The 24402-nt window shown below is 37.9% G+C and carries 23 protein-coding genes; 21 read left to right on the plus strand and 2 right to left on the minus strand.

The window, feature by feature from the left end; all coding sequences use genetic code 11:
• Positions 1-25 precede the first annotated feature (25 nt).
• The 3 genes from ADM33_RS05600 to ADM33_RS05610 all read left to right on the plus strand — a co-directional run bounded on the left by ADM33_RS05600 (position 26) and on the right by ADM33_RS05610 (position 1908).
• On the plus strand, positions 26-862 hold the full coding sequence (locus ADM33_RS05600; RefSeq protein WP_049503627.1) for a DegV family protein: 837 nt from the start codon (positions 26-28) through the stop codon (positions 860-862).
• A 106-nt stretch (positions 863-968) separates the two neighbouring features.
• On the plus strand, positions 969-1244 hold the full coding sequence (locus ADM33_RS05605; RefSeq protein WP_001284633.1) for an HU family DNA-binding protein: 276 nt from the start codon (positions 969-971) through the stop codon (positions 1242-1244).
• Between the two features lie 343 nt (positions 1245-1587).
• Positions 1588-1908: a heavy metal-binding domain-containing protein gene (locus tag ADM33_RS05610; RefSeq protein WP_000587311.1), complete on the plus strand. Its 321-nt coding sequence runs from the start codon at positions 1588-1590 to the stop codon at positions 1906-1908.
• A gap of 44 nt (positions 1909-1952) precedes the next feature.
• Here ADM33_RS05610 and ADM33_RS05615 read toward each other — a convergent pair whose 3' ends face one another.
• Both ADM33_RS05615 and ADM33_RS05620 read right to left on the minus strand, forming a co-directional pair.
• On the minus strand, positions 1953-2195 hold the full coding sequence (locus ADM33_RS05615; RefSeq protein WP_000710764.1) for a type B 50S ribosomal protein L31: 243 nt from the start codon (positions 2193-2195) through the stop codon (positions 1953-1955).
• Positions 2196-2291: 96 nt separating this feature from the next.
• Positions 2292-3227, minus strand: coding sequence for a DHH family phosphoesterase (locus tag ADM33_RS05620; protein ID WP_049503630.1), 936 nt, complete (start codon positions 3225-3227; stop codon positions 2292-2294).
• Between the two features lie 103 nt (positions 3228-3330).
• On the opposite strand from ADM33_RS05620, the gene ADM33_RS05625 reads away from it, so the two are divergent.
• From ADM33_RS05625 to ADM33_RS05710, 18 genes are all read left to right on the plus strand, one after another.
• Positions 3331-3774 (plus strand): flavodoxin, encoded by a 444-nt coding sequence (locus tag ADM33_RS05625; RefSeq protein WP_001162134.1) that lies wholly within the window; start codon positions 3331-3333, stop codon positions 3772-3774.
• A 115-nt stretch (positions 3775-3889) separates the two neighbouring features.
• Complete coding sequence (locus ADM33_RS05630) at positions 3890-4156, plus strand: chorismate mutase (RefSeq protein ID WP_049503632.1); 267 nt, start codon at positions 3890-3892, stop codon at positions 4154-4156.
• A complete protein-coding gene (gene crcB / locus ADM33_RS05635; protein ID WP_049503634.1) occupies positions 4153-4527 on the plus strand; it encodes a fluoride efflux transporter CrcB in 375 nt (124 codons plus the stop codon). The genes ADM33_RS05630 and crcB (ADM33_RS05635) overlap by 4 nt, the downstream gene beginning before the upstream one ends.
• Entirely contained in the window at positions 4521-4868 is a 348-nt protein-coding gene (crcB, locus tag ADM33_RS05640; RefSeq protein ID WP_049503635.1) for a fluoride efflux transporter CrcB, read from the plus strand. The genes crcB (ADM33_RS05635) and crcB (ADM33_RS05640) overlap by 7 nt, the downstream gene beginning before the upstream one ends.
• A gap of 120 nt (positions 4869-4988) precedes the next feature.
• Positions 4989-5450, plus strand: a complete 462-nt coding sequence (locus tag ADM33_RS05645; protein ID WP_049503637.1) for a hypothetical protein — start codon at positions 4989-4991, stop codon at positions 5448-5450.
• Between the two features lies 1 nt (position 5451).
• Positions 5452-6123: a DUF2786 domain-containing protein gene (locus ADM33_RS05650; RefSeq protein ID WP_049503682.1), complete on the plus strand. Its 672-nt coding sequence runs from the start codon at positions 5452-5454 to the stop codon at positions 6121-6123.
• A gap of 34 nt (positions 6124-6157) precedes the next feature.
• Positions 6158-6340: a hypothetical protein gene (locus tag ADM33_RS11545; RefSeq protein WP_049503639.1), complete on the plus strand. Its 183-nt coding sequence runs from the start codon at positions 6158-6160 to the stop codon at positions 6338-6340.
• A complete protein-coding gene (locus ADM33_RS05660) occupies positions 6340-7464 on the plus strand; it encodes a replication initiator protein A (protein WP_049503641.1) in 1125 nt (374 codons plus the stop codon). The genes ADM33_RS11545 and ADM33_RS05660 overlap by 1 nt, the downstream gene beginning before the upstream one ends.
• 338 nt (positions 7465-7802) lie before the next feature.
• Entirely contained in the window at positions 7803-8120 is a 318-nt protein-coding gene (locus ADM33_RS05665) for a hypothetical protein (RefSeq protein ID WP_049503642.1), read from the plus strand.
• Between the two features lie 253 nt (positions 8121-8373).
• Positions 8374-10959, plus strand: coding sequence for an SEC10/PgrA surface exclusion domain-containing protein (locus ADM33_RS05670; RefSeq protein ID WP_049503644.1), 2586 nt, complete (start codon positions 8374-8376; stop codon positions 10957-10959).
• A gap of 136 nt (positions 10960-11095) precedes the next feature.
• Positions 11096-13294 (plus strand): MucBP domain-containing protein, encoded by a 2199-nt coding sequence (locus tag ADM33_RS05675; protein WP_049503646.1) that lies wholly within the window; start codon positions 11096-11098, stop codon positions 13292-13294.
• Between the two features lie 16 nt (positions 13295-13310).
• Complete coding sequence (locus ADM33_RS05680) at positions 13311-17315, plus strand: SspB-related isopeptide-forming adhesin (RefSeq protein WP_049503648.1); 4005 nt, start codon at positions 13311-13313, stop codon at positions 17313-17315.
• Between the two features lie 71 nt (positions 17316-17386).
• On the plus strand, positions 17387-17806 hold the full coding sequence (locus tag ADM33_RS05685; protein WP_049503650.1) for a hypothetical protein: 420 nt from the start codon (positions 17387-17389) through the stop codon (positions 17804-17806).
• Positions 17807-17888: 82 nt separating this feature from the next.
• Complete coding sequence (locus ADM33_RS05690) at positions 17889-18116, plus strand: hypothetical protein (protein WP_049503652.1); 228 nt, start codon at positions 17889-17891, stop codon at positions 18114-18116.
• A 216-nt stretch (positions 18117-18332) separates the two neighbouring features.
• A complete protein-coding gene (locus ADM33_RS05695) occupies positions 18333-18875 on the plus strand; it encodes a conjugal transfer protein TrbL (RefSeq protein WP_239684815.1) in 543 nt (180 codons plus the stop codon).
• Positions 18876-18931: 56 nt separating this feature from the next.
• Positions 18932-19306 (plus strand): hypothetical protein, encoded by a 375-nt coding sequence (locus ADM33_RS05700; RefSeq protein ID WP_049503655.1) that lies wholly within the window; start codon positions 18932-18934, stop codon positions 19304-19306.
• On the plus strand, positions 19248-21611 hold the full coding sequence (locus ADM33_RS05705; RefSeq protein ID WP_049503657.1) for a VirB4-like conjugal transfer ATPase, CD1110 family: 2364 nt from the start codon (positions 19248-19250) through the stop codon (positions 21609-21611). Before ADM33_RS05700 ends, ADM33_RS05705 begins: the two co-directional genes overlap by 59 nt.
• Positions 21612-21621: 10 nt before the next feature.
• A complete protein-coding gene (locus ADM33_RS05710; RefSeq protein ID WP_049503659.1) occupies positions 21622-24390 on the plus strand; it encodes a phage tail tip lysozyme in 2769 nt (922 codons plus the stop codon).
• Positions 24391-24402 lie beyond the last annotated feature (12 nt).

The raw sequence follows: 24402 nt of genomic DNA on the forward strand, positions 1-24402 counted from the left end.
AGTGAAATATAGAAAGATTTGAATTATGACACAAGTAAAAATCGTAACAGATTCTTCTGTTACCATTGAACCAGAAGTGGTCAAAGAATTAAATATTACCGTCGTTCCGCTCTCTGTAATGATTGATAGTGTTCTTTATTCGGATGCTGATCTTGAAGAAGGGGAATTTCTTCGCTTGATGAAAGAGAGTAAAAATCTGCCTAAAACAAGTCAACCTCCAGTTGGACTCTTTGCTGAGATTTTTGATGAGTTAAGTAAAGACGGTAGTCAAATTTTAGCCATTCATATGTCTCATATCTTATCAGGAACTGTCGAAGCAGCTCGTCAGGGTGCAAGTTTATCAACGGCTAATGTGACCGTATTGGATAGTTCCTTTACAGATCAAGCCCTAAAATTTCAAGTGGTTGAGGCAGCTAAGTTAGCTCAAGAAGGACAAAACATAGAAACAATTGTGGCTCATGTTGAAGAAGTCAAGAAAAATACAGAGCTCTACATCGGTGTTTCTACCTTAGAAAACCTTGTTAAAGGTGGCCGTATTGGTCGAGTGACAGGTCTTTTAAGCTCTCTATTAAATATCCGAGTAGTCATGCAGATGAAGGATGACGAATTACAACCAATCGTGAAAGGACGTGGGGCTAAGACCTTTAAGAAATGGTTGGATGAGCTAGTTTCAAAATTGTCAGAACGTTCTGTTGCCGAAATTGGTATCTCCTATTCTGGAACTAGAGACTGGGCAGAAGAGATGAAAGAAATCCTACAACCATTCGTTGAAAAACCAATCTCTGTACTTGAAACAGGTTCGATTATTCAGACACATACAGGTGAAAATGCTTGGGCTATTTTAGTCAGATATGAGTCCTAAAAAAATAAAGAAAATAGCAAGAAATAGCGTTTTTGACTTGACCTACAAGAGAATTTAGGATATGATTGTAATTGTTAATTAGAAAATATTTGGAGGAATTATTAACATGGCAAACAAACAAGATTTGATCGCTAAAGTAGCAGAAGCTACAGAATTGACAAAGAAAGACTCAGCAGCAGCAGTTGATGCTGTATTTGCAGCAGTAGCTGATTACCTTGCAGCTGGTGAAAAAGTTCAATTGATTGGTTTTGGTAATTTCGAAGTTCGTGAGCGTGCAGCACGTAAAGGTCGCAACCCACAAACTGGTAAAGAAATCACTATCGCAGCTTCAAAAGTTCCAGCATTCAAAGCTGGTAAAGCTCTTAAAGACGCTGTTAAATAATGAATTTAGAAAAAGCCTATTGTATGAAGCTTTCTAGCTTGGTCGATAGGCTTTTTCTGTAGTTTTGGGGCAATTTTGGGGCAGGGAAGAACAGTCTCTTTTATACCAGTCATAGATTTTAAGCTCTACTATTGGTAAGAATAGTGAGGCTGAGAAGCCTATCTCAAGTTAGGCTTGCAAAGAAAAGGATTTAGGCCACCATCCATACAATTGGCACTAAATGGATAGCAAACAAGGATGGTGAGAAGAGTTTCCTTTCAACCACTGAGCCCCTTATAGTATTTCTTGACAGAGTTAGTGAAAGGGTTTACAATTATATAAAAGAAGTTAGGAGGAAAGGAAGATGATTATTTCAACTACGGGAATTGAAGGAAAGAAAATCCTAGCCTACAAAGGAATTGTCTTTGGTGAAGTGGTTGCTGGCGTTAATATGTTCAAAGATATGGCTGCTGGCTTCCGTAATGTTTTTGGAGGTCGAGCGAGTAGTTATGAAGGTGAATTGACTCAAGCAAGAGAAGAAGCTATAGCAGAAATGATGGAGCGTGCAAGTGAACGTGGAGCAAATGCTATTATAGGTATAAAAATGGACTATGAAACTTTAGGTGCTGAAAATGGTATGCTGATGGTCACTTGTAGTGGAACAGCAGTAGTCGTTGACTCCTAATTTGAAGAAACAAAAAAGAACAGTCGGAACTGTTCTTTTTATGATTATTTGAGACCGTATTTTTTGTTGAAACGATCCACGCGTCCATCTGCTTGAGTGAACTTTTGACGTCCAGTGTAGAATGGGTGTGAGTCCGATGAAATTTCCACACGGATCAATGGGTAAGTTTCGCCTTCGAACTCAACAGTTTCGTTAGAGCGTTTTGTTGAACCGCTAAGGAATTGGTAACCAGTAGTTGTGTCCATGAAGACAACTGGGCGATATTCTGGATGGATATCTTTTTTCATTTTGCAATATTTCCTTTCTGCCATGGTCTCTTTGCGAGCCATAGATTGTTACCATACTAGTCTATCAGATTCTGATAAGTTTGGCAAGCTTTTTATCTATTTTTTCAGTAAGTTTTTTAATTCTTGATAGATAACTTCATTTTCTTCTAGGCTATAGGAGTTAGCACCACTTGCAAGTGGGTGACCTCCACCATCATGTTCTTTTGCAACACCATTGATTGGAACGAATTTACTGCGAAGTCGAACGCGATAGTGGCCATCTGTTTGTTCGACAAAGATTCCCCAAAGATTAACTGTATCGATGCGGCCTGGAGCTCCAACAATGGCTGCTGTTTCTGCATCTGTTACCTGATATGTTTTTAGAATTTCTTGAGTCAGTATGACACGTGCGACACCATTTTCATCAACTTCTAGGTGATCATAGACATAACCTTGAAGTTTAGCGATTTTAAAGCTCATGGTATCCATTTTACGTGTTAATTCAGCATAGTCAAAGTTATGTTCTCTTAGTTTACTAGCAATTCGAAGGGTACGAGCAGAAGTAGACGGATAAAGGAAACGGCCGGTATCGCCAATAATTCCAGCACAGAGCATTTTAGCAGCGTAGTCGGATAATTCTAGGTTAGTTGCTTCAGCAAAGAGAGCAATCATCTCACTGGCACTGCTAGAGTTGGTATCTACCCAAACAAGATCTCCATAGACTTCGTCATTTGGATGGTGATCAATTTTAATAATGGTTTCAGCATTAGTATAACGTTTATCATCGATACGAGCGGTATTTGCTGTATCACAGATGATAGCAAGCGCACCTTGATAATCCTTGTCTTCTACCTGATCCATCTTTGTAAGCCATGTTAGGGTTGGCTCATCGTAACCAACTACCTTGATTTTTTTTTCTGGGAAATGGTGTTCCAGAAGCGCTTTGAGTCCAACCTGACTTCCTAAGGCATCAGGATCCGGTTTCATGTGACGGTGAATGATGATGGTATCGTATGCTTTAATTTTTTCTAAAATTTGATGGCAAATTTCCATAAGTGACCTCAATTCTTTCTTATTTCATTGTAGCACAAGAGTTTTTATTTTTAAAATGAAAAAGATGTGATATAATGGAGAAAGATAAATTGAGGAGGACGATATGGCATTAGCAAAAATTGTATTTGCCAGTATGACCGGTAATACCGAAGAAATTGCAGATATTGTAGCAGATAAATTGCGTGAATTGGGCTTAGAGGTGGATGTTGATGAGTGTACAACTGTTGACGCATCTGACTTTCTTGAAGCAGATATCGCAATCGTTGCAACCTACACATACGGTGATGGAGAGTTACCAGATGAGATGATGGACTTCTACGAAGACCTAGCAGATCTTAACTTGAGTGGCAAAATCTACGGTGTGGTAGGATCAGGCGATACTTTCTACGATGAGTTCTGTAAAGCTGTTGATGACTTTGATCGTGTATTTGTGGCAACAGGAGCTGAAAAGGGATCAGAATGCGTCAAAGTGGATCTCTCTGCAGAAGAAGAAGATATCGAACGCTTGGAACAATTTGCAGAAGAATTGGCTGCTAAAGTAGGATAAGCATGAAGTTGCACTGATGAAAGTTGTCAGTGCAGTTTTTGTTAGTTGTTCCTAAGAATGTACCATTCCATCTAGAAGATTTTTGCTAAAATCATTCAAATAAAAAGGAGACTCTATGGATTTAGATATTATTAGACAAGAAATCGATCAGATTGATGATCAAATCGTGAAGCTCTTGGAAGAAAGAATGCATCTTGTGGAAGGCGTAGTTGCTTATAAAAAGGCTTCAGGGAAACCGATTTTGGACACCAAAAGAGAAGAGGCTATCTTTGAAAAAGTCAGAAGTCGTGTCAGCAATAAAAAATACGAAGAGTCAATTGTCGCGATTTTTTCAGACATTCTCAAACGTTCGCGCGATTATCAGGATAAAAACATCAAATGAAAAAAGAACAATTTTACCCACTAGGAATCTTTCTAGCTGCCATGCTAGGAGGCCTTGTCCGTTATTTGATTTCCAAATGGTTGCCAGCCAGTCCAGATTTTCCATGGGGAACTCTCTTTGCTAACTATTTAGGAATTTTCTGCTTAGTCTATCTTGTAAAAGGTTATCTAGTTTATAAGGGTAGCAGTAAAGGCGTCATTTTAGCGCTTGGAACTGGCTTCTGTGGAGGTTTAACGACTTTTTCTAGCCTCATGTTAGATAGTGTAAAATTGCTGGATACAGGTTCTTACCTAAGTTTACTAATCTATCTAGTTCTGAGCATTGGTGGAGGGCTTTTATTGGCTTATTGTTTAGGGAGGAAGAAATGGTAATCATGTATTTAGCACTTGCTTGTGGACTAGGTGCCCTTGTGCGTTATTTCTTTTCACGTTATAATCATGGTTCAGTACTGCCTCTAGGAACTCTCATAGCTAATCTACTGGGTTGTTTTTTAGTTGGTTTATTTTACAATCATGTGGAGTCTAAAGAAGTCTATCTTATCCTTGCCACAGGATTTTGTGGAGGTTTAACCACTTTTTCAACCTTGAATGATGAACTCCAAAAACTCTTGGCTGATAAGAAGGTCTTTTACAGATATTTTCTCTTGACCTACTTAGGTGGTTTGCTTGTTATTTTTTTAGGAATTTTACTGTGTAAGTGTCTAGTGTTTTGAGATAAATAGAAAATATTGAACTAACGGAAAATCCGTTAGTTCTTTTTTGTATTTTGGGAGGAAAAATGTCAGATAATATTGAAATTGTAATGGATATGTCTAGGTAGGAAGGAGTAAAGCATGGAAACTGGAATTTGTAGACGATGTTCTTGCAACTGGGTTACACCTTGCATCAATGAAAAGTATGGTTCTTGCTGGTGGGTAGACAAAAACAGAACGCTATGTAGTCACTGTTTTTATGGATTTAATGATGAATCTTGTCAGACAAAAGTTTATTACAGACCAGGTCATGATTGGCTTGAGAGAGATTGGGAATTTGCTTGGGAAATACTGAGAAATTCAAAAAGTCATTGGGTATATGATATGGAACATGATGTGTTGTGTGTTGTTGGTTTAGGAGATCATATTGGAGCCGTTAGATTTATTGTAAGGAACTTTTATGGACTTAATCGTATTTGTCGTGAGGAGATTCCTAAATGGCAAGAAATTATTGAAAATAATATGATTTTTTATAATGCAAAGGTTAATGATTCAAAACATTACGCTAGTTCTTTGCCTAGAAAGTATAAACATGTGGATTGATATGGATAATAAAATTATTGAGAAGATACAAAATCTTTTAGAATTAGCTTACGATGCACCAAACGATGAAGAGGGGCAGACTGCCCTTCTGATGGCTCAAAGACTTATGGTGAAGCATAATCTTTCCATGAATGATTTAACGAATAGTAAAACTCAAAAAGATATTGGTGAAACAATAGGAACATGGGAATATAGACTTCCATGGTGGCAAGAAAAGTTAGCAGGTATTTTAGGCGAAAATTTTAGATGTAAAACGATAAGAAGACGACTTCCTGAAGACGGCATCACACAGATAATTTTCTTTGGATATCAATCTGATGCTGAACTTTGTAGTAAGGTTTACGAAGGTGCGCTCTTATACCTTAAATACCGGCTGAAACGACTTTTCCCTACAGTCTCAAGAGCAAGATGGAAAGACTATAAGAAATCGTACTTACTAGGTTTCTTAAACGGAATAGATCAACGTTTTCAGGACCAGGCTCAATCATCAGAAGAATTTGGTTTGATGGTAAAAATCCCAGCAGAAGTTTTGGAAGAACAACATCGTCGCATGGGGAGTTTAAATAATAGAACCATTAATGTTAAAGTTGACGTTGATTATGAGGCCTATATTGCTGGTTTTGAAAATGCAAAAGAGACTAGCTTACTATCAGAAGAATTACTACAAGTATGAATATAAAGTGGCTTACTTAAAGAAAGGATTATCTATGAAGCAACACCAAACAAACGTTTCAAGTTTAGCTAGAGACGTAATGATTTTCGATTTGATGAAGACGATGGGATGGACTAGAAAACGTGCTATTGCAGCTATTGAGGAGTTAGAACAGGCTCATCTTGTATATTTTCCTGAAGCTGGTGGCTTGAGGTTACAAGTTGTAGGAGGCTACTAATGGCGGATATCACAATTGATCAACTAGCTACTCTAACTTTTTATCAAATTCCAGAAATATTTTTCACCCGTATTCAACACAATGAGAACGGCTATGTCAAATTGACTAGTTCTTACACGGGTCTCTCATCTGATGCTAAGTTAGCTTATGGCGCTCTTTATAATCGTTGTAAATTAAGTATCAGTTCATTCCAGAAGGGAAATAGAGATTACGTTGATGAAAATGGAGCGGTATTTCTAATTTTTACAGTTTCTGACCTGATGCTGCTATTGGACAAGGGAAAGATGAAAGTTACTAAGATCAAGAAAGAACTGCAAGAACATGGTCTCTTACGAGAAGTTAGGCAAGGGCTTAATAAGCCAAATAGACTTTATCTTCAGCTAGTAGATGCTAATTTAGAAATAGTGGAGCACTATTCAGCTGATGGTGAGTTACTGAAGAGGGTTAATGCTTTTGGTAAAGTTCTCTATGAAAAAGTATCCCAAAGCATTGGTAATAGCGAAAGTATCAAAAATGGACGTCCGCAAAATGGACTTCAAAATGTCCACGAAGCGGACGGAATAAATACAGAGAGGAGTCAGACAGAGTCCTCATACGATACTAATCGATACGAGGGCGAGTCATCTTTATCTGGTTTATCAATTTCTGAAGCGTTTAGAATGGGGCAACATGGTTTTCTTTCTCCTCAACTAGTTCAGAAACTCAGTTTGTTTGGAAAAGATGCAAAAATTCTTGAAAATAAAATCTATCAATCGAAACGTCAAGTTGAGAAAAATTACAAGAACCTCTTAGCTGGTCAGGAAATTTATGGAGAGGTTTGGCTGCAAGATCTTGAACGTGAGCTTGATAAATTGATTTTCAAAATTAAAACAGGAGAGGCTGAAGAAAAACCAATCCAGAATGTCCCAGCCTACTTCTACAAAATGATGATTCGTTTTTGGAAGATGGCTCTACTCATTGAAAAAGAACATGGTTTTCTGGAGGTATCAGCACAAAGTGAGTACGCTAGAAAATTCCCTGATGAGTGTCCTAGTCTAATTGCACACTATTATCCAGATAAACTATCGGAGACGAAACTGAAACACTATTTAGCTGAGTTGTCTAACGACACCGCAACATGTTAAGAGAAAGATGGTTGACTTTCTGGAATTAAGATAGTTCTATATTTGTAAAATACTTGACCTGAGCAAGTCCTAAAACTACTCTTGTTCTTTGAAAATTGAATATCCCCACTGTCCCGATTAGCGCAGTCTAGGCATAAAAAGAAGAACAGGGGCGGTGTGTATCTAGAAAGTATATCTAGTGCTGACTGCATTATGTAAAGTCACGGTTGACTTGTCCCGTAAGACGAAAGAGTTTGCGATTTCTAAACTATAAATCGTGCGTAAAAAACACAGTAGAGATGTACGGCATCAACTCGGCATGGCTGTAAATCAGCCTTTGATTCAAAAAGGAGGACAATATGAATCAAATAAAATCAACTAGTGAGGTTACACTCACTGACTTAAGACGACTAGGTTTGCAAGGTGATGCAACCGCACGGCTTGCAAGTGGTGAAGAAATGAAATTAACTAGTAAGTATGGTCTTATTCCTAAAAAAGGATATGTGGCAGGAAAACTTCAAACCGTTGAAATGATTGCAGAATACTCTAAAATCTATAGAGATATACGCACCATTAAACGTGGAGATATTTTAGTTGCCAGACGAATTAAACAAGGAAATAAAACTATCTTACAGCTAACCGGTAAAGGTTATCACCGACCTAGCAGTAAAATTTAACAGATAGAGTCCTCATCTATCTGTTTTGGGGAGCAAGGGACTGTTTCTTTGTTGCTGAAAGCAGATAGGTGATGTTATGAAAAGGTGAAGAAATGAGTATTATCCAGATAATATTTACAGTTATTCTTTTAGTTTCAGGGATTCTAGTATATATGACTTTTATCCCAAATAAATTGTCTGATAAAATCTCACGAGAACTAAAAGACTATTCAAATAAGCATTGTGTTAAGTAATAACAAAAAGGAGAAATCAAATGGAAATGATGAAAGAAGTTAAGAAAGCTTTATTGGCGAGCGCAATCGCAACAGCAGCGGTTGGGACAACAACTCAAGCTTTCGCAGAAGAGGTAAAGCCTTTAGAGCCAAATTCAGGTAACCAACAGAAGACTGCAACTCAAAAAACAATTACAGAAACTGATATTGCTATCTCCCAAGAAAATGTGGATCAGGCAAACACAGTTGTAAAAAAACATGAGGAGATTGTAAACACAGCTCAAAATGAGGTGAACGACGCTGAGAAAGTAGTTGAAGAAGCTACAGAAGCTGTTACTCAAGCGGAGAAACTTGTCCAGGAAGCTACTCCTAAAAATATCCAGGATGCAGAACAAAGTGTAGCTGAAAAAGAGGTTGCTGAGAAGAAGGCTCAAGAAGAACTGTCTTCTGCTGAAGAAGAACAAAAGCTAGCTGAAAAGAATGTTACTGATCAGGAAGCAAGTGTCAAAGAAGCTACGAGAAAGCTTGCTGACAAAACAGAAGAAGTTACAGATGCAGAACAAATTGTAGCTGAAAAACAAGCTATTTTAGACGGAACTGGAGTTGCAGGCATTGTTGCCAATGCTGAAGCAGCTAAGCGAAGCTTAGAACTGAGCGAAAAAGCTGAAAAACAAGCTCGACAAGATTTAGAACTTGCTAAAAAAGCAGATGAACAACGTGCTTCTAAGTTGAAACAGGCGGAAGAAGAGGTAACGAGTACAGAAGCAACTAGGTTGGTGAAAGCGAAGGAGCTAGATCAAGCAACTACTCACGCTACTAACGCTGAAAATCAGTATCGAGTAGCTAAAGAGAATCTATCTAAGGCTCGAAGTATCCTGGATAGTTTGACAACTACCTCTATCACTTATCCTGCTGGCTACGTAGAAGCATTAAAGGCTTACTTCAATAACCCCACGGAAGAAGATTCAAATAAGTTACAAGAAATTGCCAAGAAAGGAATGACCGCTGCTGGATTTAGCTCTCCAGATGGTGGTGAGACTTATTACGGCAATCCAACTTCTCCATTTAAGCAGAGTGAAGCAGATAAAAAGACTGTGATTGCTGATGTCAATCATTTATCTGCTGAAGTTCAAGATGAACTTGCCATTTTCAATGCACATTTGATTAATGATTTCCGTCGATTGATGGGAACAGATGATATTCCAGTCTTAGTGAATCGAGATATGCAGAAAGTGGCACAGAAGGTAACTCAGCTATCAACTAATCAGTACGGGCATGACCTAGATGCTTTGAATACTGTTGCGAAAGAAGTTGGTTTGAATCAGGGGAATCAAGGTCTGCTTGCTGAAAATATTGGCTTCCAAAATGCAGATAATGTAGTAACATTAGCTGATCTGAAACAACAGGCTTACAACAACATGATTATGATGCTGTTTTATGATAAGCACGCTGATTGGGGCCATGCTTTAAACTTTGCAGGACTTGATCGTAAGTCAGTCACGCTACAGTATATCGGTGTAGCAACCCGAAAGACAGATCTTGGTTTGATTGCGATGCACTATGTTGGAACAGATTCTAAAACAATTGATTTGCTGAAAAATGGTTTCCATCAAGAAGTTAAAATTGATACTAAGAACAATCTAGCTAGTCTTCAGGAGAGAATTCAAGTAGCTAGAAACTCTGTGGCACAGGCTCAGGATACTTATGATACTGCGGAAACGAATCGTAAGGATGCACAAGCTAGAAAAGAACAAGCACAGACGGAATATACTCAAGCAGAAGTTACTGCGCAAAATGCAGTGACTAATCGTAATGATATTCAGAATATTGCTTTAAAAGCTCCTGAAGCAGAAGCTAAGTTAAAGAAGGCGAAAGCAAACCTTGAAAAAGCTGGTTTAGAAAACAAACAAGCGCAAGAGGCTTTGGAACAGTTGAATGCAGACGTGCAAAACAAACGTGAAGCACTTGCGTTAGCTAAAGATAAACTAGCTGAAAAACAAACTGAATGGAAATCACTGAATGAAGCTTTGACTGCTGAGAAAGAGGCATTGATTGCTAAACAAGGTGAACTTACTCGAATTAAAGAACTTGTCCTCAGTCGTCAAGCCTTACTTTCAGAATCAACTGAAGCCTTGAAAGCATCAAAAGAGCGAGTGGAAGTTTTGCAAAATGCCCCACAACTCTTAGAAAATGCAAAAGTGAATCTTGAATCTGCTCAAGAAGTTTTGAAAGAAAAGAAATCAATTCTAGCGTTAGCACTAGCAAAACTAGAAACTGCAAAATCAGAGCAAAGAAAGGTATTAGAGACTCATAAAGAGTTGTTGTCGGCTTATCGTGATTATCTGGAAGCACAACAAGAAATTGAGCATCAAAAAGAGTTGACTGTTCAAAAAGCAAGTATTGAACAAGCTGGAACTCATTCTACTCCAGTAGTTCAAAATGGCAAGACTGCGAAGTACGTGCACGAACAAGTGGCCAAAATCAAAGATCCAGTCTATCAAGCACCTGCTGCAAGATATGAATTACCTAATACGGGGGAAAAATCTTCTAGTTATTGGTTCTTGGGGATGGTAACTGTTTCACTTTTAAGTTTGTTGAAAATCAAACGAGAATCTAAGGAAAATTAAACTTATTAAAGTCATCAAGATTTCTGGGTGACTTTTTGATTGGAGGAACAATGATAATTGTATATTTTAGAGCTAGAGATCCATCAACGATATCCGCAAAGAAAATATTCCAATGAACATTTAGAAAGGCGATGCTATGAAAAAAACATTTAGCTATAGAAAATATGGAAAACATCTATGTTCTGTAGCACTAGGACTAGTTGCAGTTGGGTTTGTCGGTTCGGCAATAGCTCAAGCAGATGAATCTAAAAATGCTTCTTCAGTTAAATCAGCTGTGACTGAAAAAACAGAGCAGAAGGATCCCGAATCCTCTGGGGTGGACGAAAAACAAGTTAATAATAATAAATCCGACAAATTCAAGGATTTGGAAAAGACTAAAATCGAAATTGAAAATGTTAAGAAAGATGCACCTAAGGTTAAAAATCCTAATCCAGAACCAGTTGATCCTAAACAACCTGATTTTTCTCCAGAACTAAAAACTACTGAAAATACAGTAGTAACTGGTGAAGATAAAGCAGGATCTAATGAGCTTCTGTTTAAGACAAAAGCTCCTACAAATACGAGTACAACAAATGAAATTGATCCTCTTATTACGGATCATGTTTATGACTATTCTTCTTCTAATGCAGGTAAAGTAAAGGATTCCTTACTCCTAAGTAAGAAGATTATTGAAGAAAATAAAAACCCTCAAAGTCGTCACATTATTCAACTTTATGCGGATAATTACGGACAGAGTTCATATCATGCGAGCACAAAAAAAGAAATTAAAGACACTGTGGGCATATCTTCAACTCTCTTGACGAAGCAAGAAGCGCTTGAAATCATTGATAATCTGTTGAAGATTAAGGCTCCAACAGAAAAAGATTCTGATATTCATGAGTATGGTGCTTATTTTGCTGCTTTAGCAAATGCTCTAGGTTCACACCGTTACCTAGATGAGTCTGTAGATGTTGTTGTTCCATTTGAAGAGATTGTTGAAAAAATTACAAAACCTTCTGATACTGTATCTGTTATCCAATACACTGACGGTTGGATGGATAAAGGTAAACCAGAAGAAATGGACAAATCTTTCGCTGAGTGGGCAAAACGACGGGCTAAGACCTTTATGTCAGTTGTCAATCGTAATCAGGTTACAGACAACGACACTAACTCTATGCGTTCGATTGAGCAAATGAAAGAATTGGGTCATCCCAATATCTACGATATGACTGGTAAAGACAAGTCAATTGTAGATGCTGAAGTGGTTAAACAGTTTATGGAAACTGCTACTGTCAAAGTACAAACCTCTAAGGGTGCAGATCAAACAGCTCAAGTTGCCATCGGTGGAGATGGAATAAAAATCACTAAGGCTTTGTTAAAAGGTGGTAAAGTCAATAAAGAATTACCGGTCAAAGATGGGAAGGTTGATTTTTCAGAAAAACTACCTGATGGTGATTACTCAATCGTTTATAGCTTTACTGGAGAAGGAACTGCAACAGGTACAGTGTCACTAGATGGAAAAGAAGTGGCTAAGAAATCTGATTCAATCAAAAATGAAGGTGGAGCCGTTACTGCTGATTTCCGAACAGCGGACGGAAAAGAAATTCCTGGTCAAGGCGATATCACAATTATCGAAGCTGGTAAGGAGATTGGTAGTGAATGGAAGGCAACTGAAGTTAAGAAGGAATTGACCGTTGATGGTGAAACCTATGTATTGACTGGTGAGCCTAAAGAATCTTCTGGAAAAGTTACTAAGGATACTGTTAAACTACATTATCTGTATGAAAAGAAACCAGCAGATAAAAAGGTTTATTCTTTAACAGTCAAGGTTCTGAATGCTTTAACGAATGAGCAGATTGATCAGGATATTCTTGTAGCTAAGGGATTCTCTGGGGATGATTATGATATCAAAGCTCCGACTGTTGATGGATTTGAAGTTACCCTTAAAGAAGGTGAAGAGAAAGGGAAGTTTGCTGAAAATGACCTTTTGCTGACTTACTTGGCACATGAAAAAGGCGAGGAAGTTAAAGCTATCTTTGTCAACGAAAAGGGCGAGGAAATCAAGAATTCTGAAGTTATTTCCAAAGCTGGAGAGCTTGTAGGTAAAGACTGGAAATTTGATCGTGATGTTGAAACAGAAATTACAGTTAAAGATACAACTTATGTTTTGAAGGCAGTTCCAGAAGAGTTGGAAGGGAAGGTTTCTTCGGATAAACAGACACTTAAGTTTGTTTATAAAGAAAAAGAGAAACCGGCTGAGCCAAAGAAAACGGAAGAAAAAACTGCTGAACCAAAGAAGGAAGAACCTAAAAAACTTCCTAAAACTAGTGCTGTAAAGAATGTATTGAATGGATAATAAAAAAGGAGAATGAATGAAATTTAATAACGAGACACAAGCAATCGGTTCAATCCGAAAAACAAGACGATGGGGAACGTGTGGAGTAATTCTTGGTCTAGCTGCCTTGGGCTTGATGACTAGTCCGGTTAGAGCAGATGAACGAACTGAAAATCCAGCCACAAATGCTCCCTATGCGCAGACGAATCCAAGTAGTATTTCTACAGATAACCAAGGAAAGAGTGAAGAAAAAACAGGTTCATTAGAAGTTTCTATTTCACATTCAAGTTTAGATGAAACTGTTAAAAAGGCACAGGAAGCTGGGGTGAATGTAGAATTTGATTCTGTAGTAGATAAAGGTACAGCGAGTTCGGTTTCTGAGTTGGATCAAAAGCAAAAGGAAGTCGAAAGCGATTATCGAACACAAGCGGGTAGTATTGCGGAAACTACTAAAAAATATCTCGAAGATAAAAAACAGAATCAAGCGGAACGTAAGAAAATCCAAGAAGAAAATGCTACAAAGAAAGAGCAATATAAAAATGATTTAGCTTCTTATCAAGCTGAAGTTGAGCGTATCAATCAGGAAAATTCGAAAATCCGTGAAGAGAATGGGAAAAATCAGAAGGCTAATCAGGCAGAAATTGATCGTATCAATCAAGAAAATGCAGAAATCCGAAAACGAAATGAAGCTAAGAAAGCAGCTTATGAAACTTCTTTGACAGAATATAAAAATAAGCTAGCAACTGCTAAAGCTGAGAAAGAGGCAATTCAAACAAGTAAGCCTTTATTCGGATCTGATACAGGTTTCAAAGTCTATGGAGGCTTTAACTCATCTGGTCGAGGGATGGAGTATTATGGTGACTTTACAGTTGTACCAGATGATGATCTCCAAGTAGAGAGCATGGAAGGATTTTTAGGCTATCATGCAGACACTTATGTAACAGGAACTGAAGGAACTCAAGTTGGCAAAGATGTTACAGGAGCTTACGATGTCATTAAAGCTCCAAAAGTCGGAGATACATTTTATATTCACAATATTGGAACTCTTACGGATGGTAGAAAGGTAACGGCCAAAGTCAGAGTTTCTGATTTAGGTGACTACCAAGGCGAAGTTCGCAATGGTGTTCCTGTGACAGATCCAGATATTTATCTTAAGGGTGGAGATGGTGGAAGTTTCTACTTTGTCTATAATAATCATACCCGTTTGGAAATGGTTTTTGATTTTTATATTGAAGGAACGACAACACCAGCTTCTCTATTAATCGGAACTGTGATTTCAGATGTCGATTGGGGTCAAGGCTCAAATTTGAGTTATGGTTCATCTGGTCGTGGAATGGTTATTAATCCGAGTGGCTCTGGTTTGAATTTTGATGGACGAGTTATGAGAGGAGTTGAAGAAGGTGTAAATGATGCTTCAGATATTCCTAGAGCTTCCTTTGCCTCAGTAGGGTATGGATCTAGCCTAACTTATCTCCACACTTCCTCTCCAGGATCTAGAGAGGGAAGAACAGCAGCCGAGTGGGATGCGGAGAATGCGAGAGGAAATGCTCAAAATGTTGTGTTTACAATTCTGGGATCTGGAGCGGAATTGAAGAAGGTTTCTTTCGTGCCAAAACCTGCTGCCGTAACATACGAGAAGGAAACTCCTCTACCAAGTTCCCCAAAAGGGAAAGTAGAGGAAGCACTACCACCAAAACCTGAGGAGCCAAAGGAAAAAGAGCTCCCGTCTTCGTTGCCAGCTCCAACTGTTAGAGTTAGATATGCTCGTTTACAGGCAGTACCTAACCTAGAAAAGTTTGTAAAGAATTCTGCAGGTGAATCTATTGATAAAAGCTATGTGCCTAAGCTTTCAACAGTACAGTGGGAATTAACAACTAAGCCTCTTCCAGCTAATCGTGAAGCTATTACAGACTTTGAAATTGTAGATGCATTACCTTCAGGTTTTGTACTAGATGTAGAAGCTTCAAAGAAGGCTAGTTCAGATTTTGAATTAACTTATGACGAATCGAGCCATGTTGTTCGCATGAAAGGCTTAGAAAGTTTGAAATCTAAGCTTAATCAAGATTTAAGTAAAGAAGTGCTAGTTCCAGCTCCAATTTTAGTAGGTAAGGTTACGAATGATGGTGCAACTTATAAGAATAACTTCCAATTGAAGATCAACAATAAGTACGAAAGTTATTCAAATATTGTTCAGGTTTCAACACCTGGTAAACCGAATGATCCTGACAATCCAAATAACAACTTAATCAAGCCTCTCAAACACAATCATAATAAGGATGGTGTTATCATTGATGGTAAAACAGTTCTAGCTGGTTCAACAAATTACTATCATATAACCTTGGATTATGATCAGTATAAGGGAATAAAGGCAGATCCAAATGCTATTCTAAAAGGCTTTGGTGCAATTGATGATTATCCAGAAGAAGCAGTGACTATCAATCAATCAGATATTCGTTATATTGATAGTGAAGGAAAAGAAGTTTCTGGTATTTCAGTGTATCAGTACGATTCTATTGAATCTGTTGATAATGATAAGGTTAAAGCCTTTCTAGATAGTTCTGAAATTAAGCCTAAGGGAGCTTTCCAAGTATTTTTAGTGGATGATCCAGAAGCCTATTTTAACCAATATATCAAAACAGGAAAATCCGTTACAATTATTGATCCAATGGTAACTAAGGAAGAACTGCGAAATACAGGAAAATCATTTGAGAATACGGCTTACCAAGTTGATTTCGGTAACGGATATCAAACTGATACAGTTGTCAATAATGTTCCTACTGTTAAACCAACCAAGAAGAATCTGAACAAGGCGGGTGTCGACATCGATGGGAAACAAGTCTTGGCAGGATCTGTAAACTACTACAAGGTAACTGCAGATTATAGCCAATACAAGGGCATTGAAGTAGATAAAGATCGTATTGGTAAAGGCTTCTACATCGTTGATGATTATCCAGAAAAAGCTGTTACGATCAATCAAGATGGTGTTCAAGTGACTGATTCTAAAGGTCAAGTGGTTAAAGGTTTGAAAATGGCTCTTTATGAAAGTCTAGAAAAAGCTCCATCAGGTGTACAAGAAGCCTTGAAGTCTAGCAATTTCACTCCGAAAGGAGCGATTCAAGTATTTGAGGCAGAGAATCCAGAGGAATTCTACAAGACCTACGTTCAAACTGGAGAAGTTCTGACGATTACTAATCCAATGACTGTTAAGAAGGAATTGGGTCAAACAGGTGGTAAGTATGAGAACACAGCCTATCAAATTGATTTTGGGATGGCCTATGTAACTGAAACAGTAGTCAATAATGTTCCAAAGATTGAACCGAAGAAAGATGTAGTGATCGACCATTTAAGCAAGGAAAGTTTAGATGGAAAAGAGGTCAAGATGAATCAAACATTTAATTATAAATTAGTTGGTTCATTGATTCCAAAAGATCGCTCAGAACAGTTGTTTGAGTATAAATTTAGCGATGATTACGATGAAACACATGATGATTATAAGAGTGTTTATCAAGTGTTTGCGGCTGTAGATTTTGAAACAAGTGATGGCCAAAAATTCAAAGCTGGTGATGAATTAACTAAGTTTACAAGTCAAGTAGTAGACAAGGATAAAGGTAAAGTAGATATTAGCTTTGATGATACATTCTTGAAGTCAATTTTAGAGACATCAGAGTTTCAAGCAGAAGTATATCTACAAATGACACGTATTCAGTCAGGAACAGTAGAAAATACTTACTATCATACGGTTAATGGTGTGGAAATTGTTTCCAATACAGTTGTGACTCATACTCCAGAAGAACCAAAACCAGAACAACCGAAAAAGGAAGATCCAAAACCGGAACCAAAGGAAGATCCAAAACCAGAACAACCGAAAAAGGAAGATCCAAAAACTCCAGAAGAACATCCGCAACAACCAGCAACTCAACCAGAACGAAGCTTGCCTTCAACAGGGGAGAAGGATTCTGCAGATTTACTATTGGCTGCTCTAGCAATGGGAAGTGTTGCTACAGGCCTGCTCTACAGCAAGCGTAAGAAAAAAGAGGCTTAGAATACTCTAGGAACCTTTGAAATAAGCTATTTTTATGGTATAATAACGGTAAATCGTGGAGGAGTAGGATTATGAAATTTGGCAATGATTTTTCCTGGTTATGGGTGGCTATCATTAGAATTTTTACAGCTCCCTTTTATATCGTTCTTTGGTGTATTAATGTTGTAAAATCCACTATTGGTATGTTTATTCTGTGGGTTATAGCTAAAATATGTATAACAATCGTATTGATTGGGGGAATGGCAATCATTCATCATCTATTCAATTTCCCAAGCGAAAACATAATTGATAATATTTTTGGATGGTATACACCGCATATTTTAGGAATGTCTCATGATTCACTTATTACTGCTGGTCAAGTGGTTGATGCACCAAAAGGAGGAGGGTTATTTTTCCCATATCCGAATTTTGAAGTTCCAATTATTATTGGCCTCAGTATTCTAGTAGCTACTGTTCGGACGATTTATCGTGAAGAATTTGAAGAATTATAAAAATAGTATTGTGTTTGGCACTGTAGAAATCTCTGCAGTGCCTTTTGTTATAAAAAAATGAAATTAAAAGAGGTAAAACAAAATGGAAATCATTACAAAAATTATTACTGGTCTAGGCGTAGTTGGAACAATTACAGGTCTTATTTGGATCTGGAATGGTTCAGTTGACTATATCCAAGGAAGAAAGAATAAAGATAAGCAAAGACAGGATGATGGTTCTGATTCTATGATTAATGGTGCATTTCTGGCCGTGGCTTCTGCAGGAATTGCCGCAGCAGTCGTCGCTTCGCTATCCCAACTAAAATTTTAGGAGTAGCCTATGAATTTAGATATTAGAGAGCTAACAAGCTCTCTTTCTAGTTATAGCTCTGCTACAAATCAAGCTGTAAATATGATGGCTGATGCCGTTAGACCTATTGGGTATATCCTTTTAGGTCTTTTTTTCTGGTTTGAAATGGCATCGTGGTCACAAATGGTCAAGTCAAGGGGAGGTGCATTAACACAGAAGATTTGGTTAGAGGCTTTAATGAAATATTTATTTGCTTTCATTATGATCTCTGCTTCATCTCAGATTTGTGATGCCATTCTGGAATTACTTAATATTGTTGTGAAAGTGATTGCTCATGTAACACCTACCGTTAAAACAACCATTGATTCTAATATTTCTGGTGGGAAAGGAATGATTGAAAAAACTATCATTACCTTAGTCGGAAAAGCTGTAAGTGGAGTGGCTAACATAATTTTAGGGATTATTGTTTTCCTACGTTACTTGGATTTGTATATGCTTAAAGCTATAGCTCCATTGTTAGTAGCGTTCTTTATGATGGACTCGTTACGATCTGTTACGATTAATTTCTTGAAATACTTTGCGGCCTCTGCCCTTATTGGTGTCATCCTAATTATTGTTTCTGTTGTATATGATTCGATTGTGGCAACAGATATCCTTAAGGTTACGACTGGTTCCAGTGATTCATGGGGAACAGCCTTTGCTTCAATTGCTAAGGGGGTTATCTATATCTTTGTAATGGTTGGATCTAGTCGAAAAGCTAAGCAACTTTTAGGAGTGTAATCCATATCTAGAATAATTAGAATTGATCGATCTTATTTTATATGAAAGGAAAATAATTGAAAAAAATTGGATCAGAATTTTTAAGAGAATTTGAAACTGAGGACAAGCCTATTCTATTTGGCTTAACTACTAGAATGATTGTTCTCTACGTATGTTTGCTAATAGCTGTCTCAGGGACAATTACTATTTATTTCTTTGGTTTACCTGATTGGTACATTTATCTTTGGGATGCTATATTTGTAGTTCCTGGGGCAATGTACGGTACGGGTATGACTAAGCGAATGCGGATTAAAGAAAAAATCAATTTCTTTTTCCGAATCCAACAAAGAACCTATGAGACAGAATTTGGAAAGGTAGGAATGTATACGAAAGATGAGTTTATTCAAAAGCAAAAGAGAAAAACTAGAAAACGCAGAAAAGAAAAGAATTGAGCGCTTGCGTCGTCAGATGAAGCCTACGACACAAAATACCATCAATTATACGCTGCTCCATGAAGATGGATTAATGCACATTGCACGTGAGAAGTATTCTCGTAGCTTCATGCTGGGGGATGCTTCTTACTCAACTGCTCAACAAGATGAAAAAGAGAACATCATCGATACAACAATGGATGCTCTTAATTCACTGGATGAGGGCAGTAACTATCAACTCTTAGTAATTAACCGTAGAGTATCGGATAACTCCTTACAGAATATCTTGTTTGAAGAAACAAACGATGGCTACGATGACTATCGTGATGAGCTAAATGAGATGATCAAGGAGCGATTTACGACACACGCTAACAACTTTGAGGTACATAAGTATGTGACCATTTCAACGAACGCTGATGATCGAAAACAGGCTCAGTTGTTACTACAAGATATTGGAGTTTCCCTGGGAACACAATTTCAGGAATCTGATATTACATTTAAGGAAATGAATGGTCTGGATCGCCTGAAGGTCTTCTCAGAACTATTACGAGGAAACCCGTATGTCAATTTTGATTATCGAGAGATTGCTCTATCTGGGTTATCAACGAAATCATTTATCGCTCCGAACCGAATTGAGTTTCAAGAAAAACGGATGATTATTGATGATAGTTGGGCTAAGGTACTCTATGCTCACCGATATCCTAACTGGATGTCTGATCGTCTCATTCGTGATTTAACGACACTGGGATTTGAACTAGCCATTACTATCCATGCAGAGCCCTATGAGAATGTTGAAATTTTAGAGAAGATTGACGATGCAGAAACAGATGCTGAAATTGGGAAGCTACGTTCTAAACGTAAGGCTGCTCAATCTGGTATCTTTGATGATGCAGTGGTTGCTGGTCGTGACCAAGAAATCTCAGAAGCTACCAAGAAGTGGCGAGATGAGATTACTGAGTATGATCAGAAAATCTTTTCTGGTTTTATTGCAGTGTATTTTAAGGCAGGTAGCCAGGAGGAACTACAACGTAATGAGCAGAAGATTAGGCGAGCTGGACGGAAGCTAGGGGTAGAATTTGAAGATCTTTATTATTACCAGGAAGAGGCTCTAAATACGATTCTACCTATCGGAGAGTGCTTCGTAAATGTGAAGAAGAATTTCATGAGAAAGATGACAACAGCTAATATTGCTACACAAGTTCCATTTACTAACGTGGATTTAAAGTCTGACAGCTCACTTGCTCGCTACTATGGACAAAATCAGTTATCGAATAATATCATTACACTGGATCGAAAACGTGATCTGAATACGGGTTCAGGTGTTGTGCTCGGTTCCTCTGGATCTGGTAAATCTACTACGATTAAGGGTGGAGAGGTTATTCCAACTTTGCTGAAATATCCAGAAGATCGAGTAATCATTGTGGATCCCGAAGATGAATATTCTGATATTGGCCGTGCTTTTGGTGCTCAGATGGTGGATATTTCGATTGGATCTAAAACACATATCAATCTCTTAGATCTACCGGATCTAGATCGTTTGGACGATGAGGATGACGATCCGATTGGAGATAAGGCAAACTTGTTGATGGGATTATTTGAATCGATTCTATCTGAGGTAACAGATGCACAGATTGGGATTATTGACCGGGTAACAGGTGTGACTTATGAGCGCTATTTGACAGAGGATTTTACTCCTACGTTAAAAGAGTGGCACCAGGTACTGATGGAACAACCAGAGCCAGAAGCTCAAGATTTAGCTTTGGCGGTAGAAACCTATACAAAAGGTTCTCAAGATATTTTTGCTCACAATACAAACGTGGATCTTAATCATCGCTTTGTTATCTTTAACTTGAAAAAGTTGTCGCACAAATTGAAGCCGTTCGCTTTGATGGTTATTCAGGATTATATCTGGAATCAAATTGTAGAGAATCAAGGAAAATGTACTACATGGGTTTACTTTGATGAGATGCAGATTCTATTTAAAAATAAGGCTCAAGCAGACTTCTTTACTACGTTATATTCACGTATTCGGAAATACGGTGCGATTCCAACAGGAATTACCCAGAACGTAGAAACTCTAGCTGCTGTTGAAGAAGGTCGAAAATTGCTCTCAAACAGCGAGTTCATGATTTTACTTAAACAAAAACCCCAGGATTTGGCTATCTTAAAAGAGATTGTTAACTTGACTGACAAACAGATTCGCTACTTGGCTCGACCAAAAGCTAAAGGTACTGGCTTAATTGTAGCAGGGCCAGTTGTAGTGCCATTTGAAAATCCAATACCTAAGAATACTAAGTTATATAACTTAGTCGCAACAGACGCTTAGGAGTCTCACTATGGATCAGGAGAAAGGCAGACCAAAAACAATCGGTCATAAGATAGATCAGAAGCTGGAAAAAGTTCGGAAGAATTACCGCACTGTTCAACAAGATAGTGCTATGCGAATGAAAGAACTAAAGTCACAATCACGTTCTACGAATCGCATTGTTAAGAATAGTCATAAACAATTTAGAGCTTCAAGAGCCAAGGTCAAAAAAATCCAAAAAGAGTATAAGAATATCCAGAAACAGGAAAGAGAGCTTCGGAAAGAAGGGAAGGCTCTTCGTCCAGAAGAAATCAAGAAGCAGGCTTTTCTTAAGCAGGAATTGGATAAGAACAATAAAAAACAAGCCTTCCTTAAGCAGGAATTAGATAAGGCGAAACTGGAGAAAAAAACTTCTAAAAGAACTTTTAAAGTCGCTCAAGAGGCTAATGGTGGATCACGGAAGAAGAAGTTTCTTCGTGCAGCCAAACAATCTGTAGAACGAGTTGCTAATCAACAGGCTAGTTCTACAGCTCATCAGGATGATACCCTTTCAGATATAGCACGAACTAAGAATCAGTATCAGGATATTCAGATTCAAGGAAAACGTATTAAAACGATTGGGAAGTATAGCGGTAAGCTTGGCCAAGGAGTAGTTAAATCAAGCTATGGTTTAGGAAATAGATTCTACAATAAGTCTAAAGGGAGAGGCTTCACTCGAACCCCAAGAGAATTTTCTTGGGAAGGGAAGTTATCTCGACAGATACAGGCTTATAGAAAACGCTTAGCTGCATCTAAGACAGGGAAGGCTGCTAAGAAGGCTAGAAAGGTCTATCGTTTTGGATCTAAACCGATTAAAGCTATTATCAAAAATCCGTTTAGTTTTAAGGCTTATCTGATTGCTTTTGGTCTGCTTTTGTTTCTGGCAATACTTGGTATTGGTAGTTCAGGAATTACCCGTCAAGATGAGTTTGATATGAATGATACCTGGTTGTATCTTTCAAAATTGGATCGTGAAAAATCGAATGATAAGGTAGATTATTGGACAAAAATTGATGATCCGCTTTTGTACTTGAATTATAAGTATGATGATATTTCAGATAAACTTCGTATAGATGGGAACAAGTATTTTTCTCAAAATACTCGTGGGAAACTATACTTAGATACCTTATGGAAGAATTTGAATGGGGATAAAGATAATCTTAAAACAATGGAAGATCTTTATACTAAAAATGACCTTTACAAGTTGAGTGAGGATGAGTTAGAAGAGTATAAAGAACTCTTAGAAATTGCTCGAGATAGCGGAAAATATATGTTGCTACAAGAGCTAGATAATCCATTTTATACAGAAGATCAACCTGAATCAGAAGCTCCCCTTCAGATTATTGAGCGTTTTGGTTATAAAACTAAGACGGAGATCTTTAATGGTTCTGTTTTGCAAGCCACAGGTGGGCAAACTCTATTAGCAGTTCTAGATGGGAAAGTTGAAGTAAATGGTAATGATCTAGAAATCAGTGATGAGAATTCCAAGTTCCTGTATAAGAATGTAGATACGATTCGTTACAAAACAGGAGATCATGTCAAATCTGGAGATATCATAGGAAAGGTGGCATCTGAAGGAAATCAAACGGTCTATTATCAAAAACTAGAACCTGATCGTTTAAATAAGAAAGATAAAGACGGTAATGTTGAAAAGAGTTGGACTTATGTCAATGTCGGTTTTTACTTCCAGCGTGTAGAGTACACACAAGCAACGTCTGTTGTGAGTAGTATTGAAACATCTGGAGAGAAAGGAAAACGTGCGAGAGCTTTTGCAGATGCGATTAAAAAGAATATACCAGAAGCAACAGATGAAGGAATTGCAGCCGTTTTGGGTGGATTTGATATTGAGAGTTCCATCACTTTTAAACGTTATGAGACAGACTTTCTAACCAATAATCAGTTTGATAAAGTTGCTAAAGAGCCAACTGCAGAAAATCTAGTTGGTAACTGGGATGCTTTCCAGGCTATGTATCCGAATCTACGTTTAAATAAAGGAGGATACCTGGTCAATGGTTTACACTATATCGGGATTGGGATTGGTCAATTTACTGGCCCCCGTGCTCTTGCATTGTGGAATTTTGCAAAAGATATGAATGGAGATATTTGGTCTGCGGAAGTTCAAACTAAATTCCTATTAGAAGCAGATGATCCACTTAGACGAGAAGCTTTTAAAAGAATTGTAACTTCAACAGGTTCCGTAGAAGCTCTTGCAGAGGACTTCTTGAATTCTTGGTTGGGAGTACCAGGTAATAAGCTTCTAGAGCGACAAACTGCAGCTCGTCAATGGCTAAATTTCTTAAAAAATAAAGGAGGAGGTTCGACAGGAGTTTCGAGCCAACAAGTTCCAGCAGAGTATAAAGACAAACTTCCGTATGGACTCCCTACCGATCAAGCAATTCTAGAGGGTCAAGGTTATCCAGGTAATGCCTATGCACTAGGAAATTGTACTTGGTATGTCTATAACCGTTTTGCTCAGATTGGAACAGGAATTTATCCGTATTTAGGAAATGCCAATCAATGGGTTGATAGTGGTCAAGCTCAAGGATATGAAATTTCAACAACCCCTAAACCAGGTTCTGCAGTTGTATTCATGAATGGTGTAGCTGGAGCATCACCAATCTATGGTCACGTTGGATTCTGTGAGTACGTCAATAGTGATGGTAGCTTCTTAATGTCAGAAATGAACTTTGCTGGTTTATACCTTACTACTTGGCGAACCTTGACACCACAATCAGGCATCTATTTTGTTACCCCTAAATAAGAAAGGAAAAGA

It is taken from the genome of Streptococcus oralis, from assembly GCF_001075875.1.
Classification (GTDB): Bacteria; Bacillota; Bacilli; order Lactobacillales; family Streptococcaceae; genus Streptococcus; species Streptococcus oralis_I.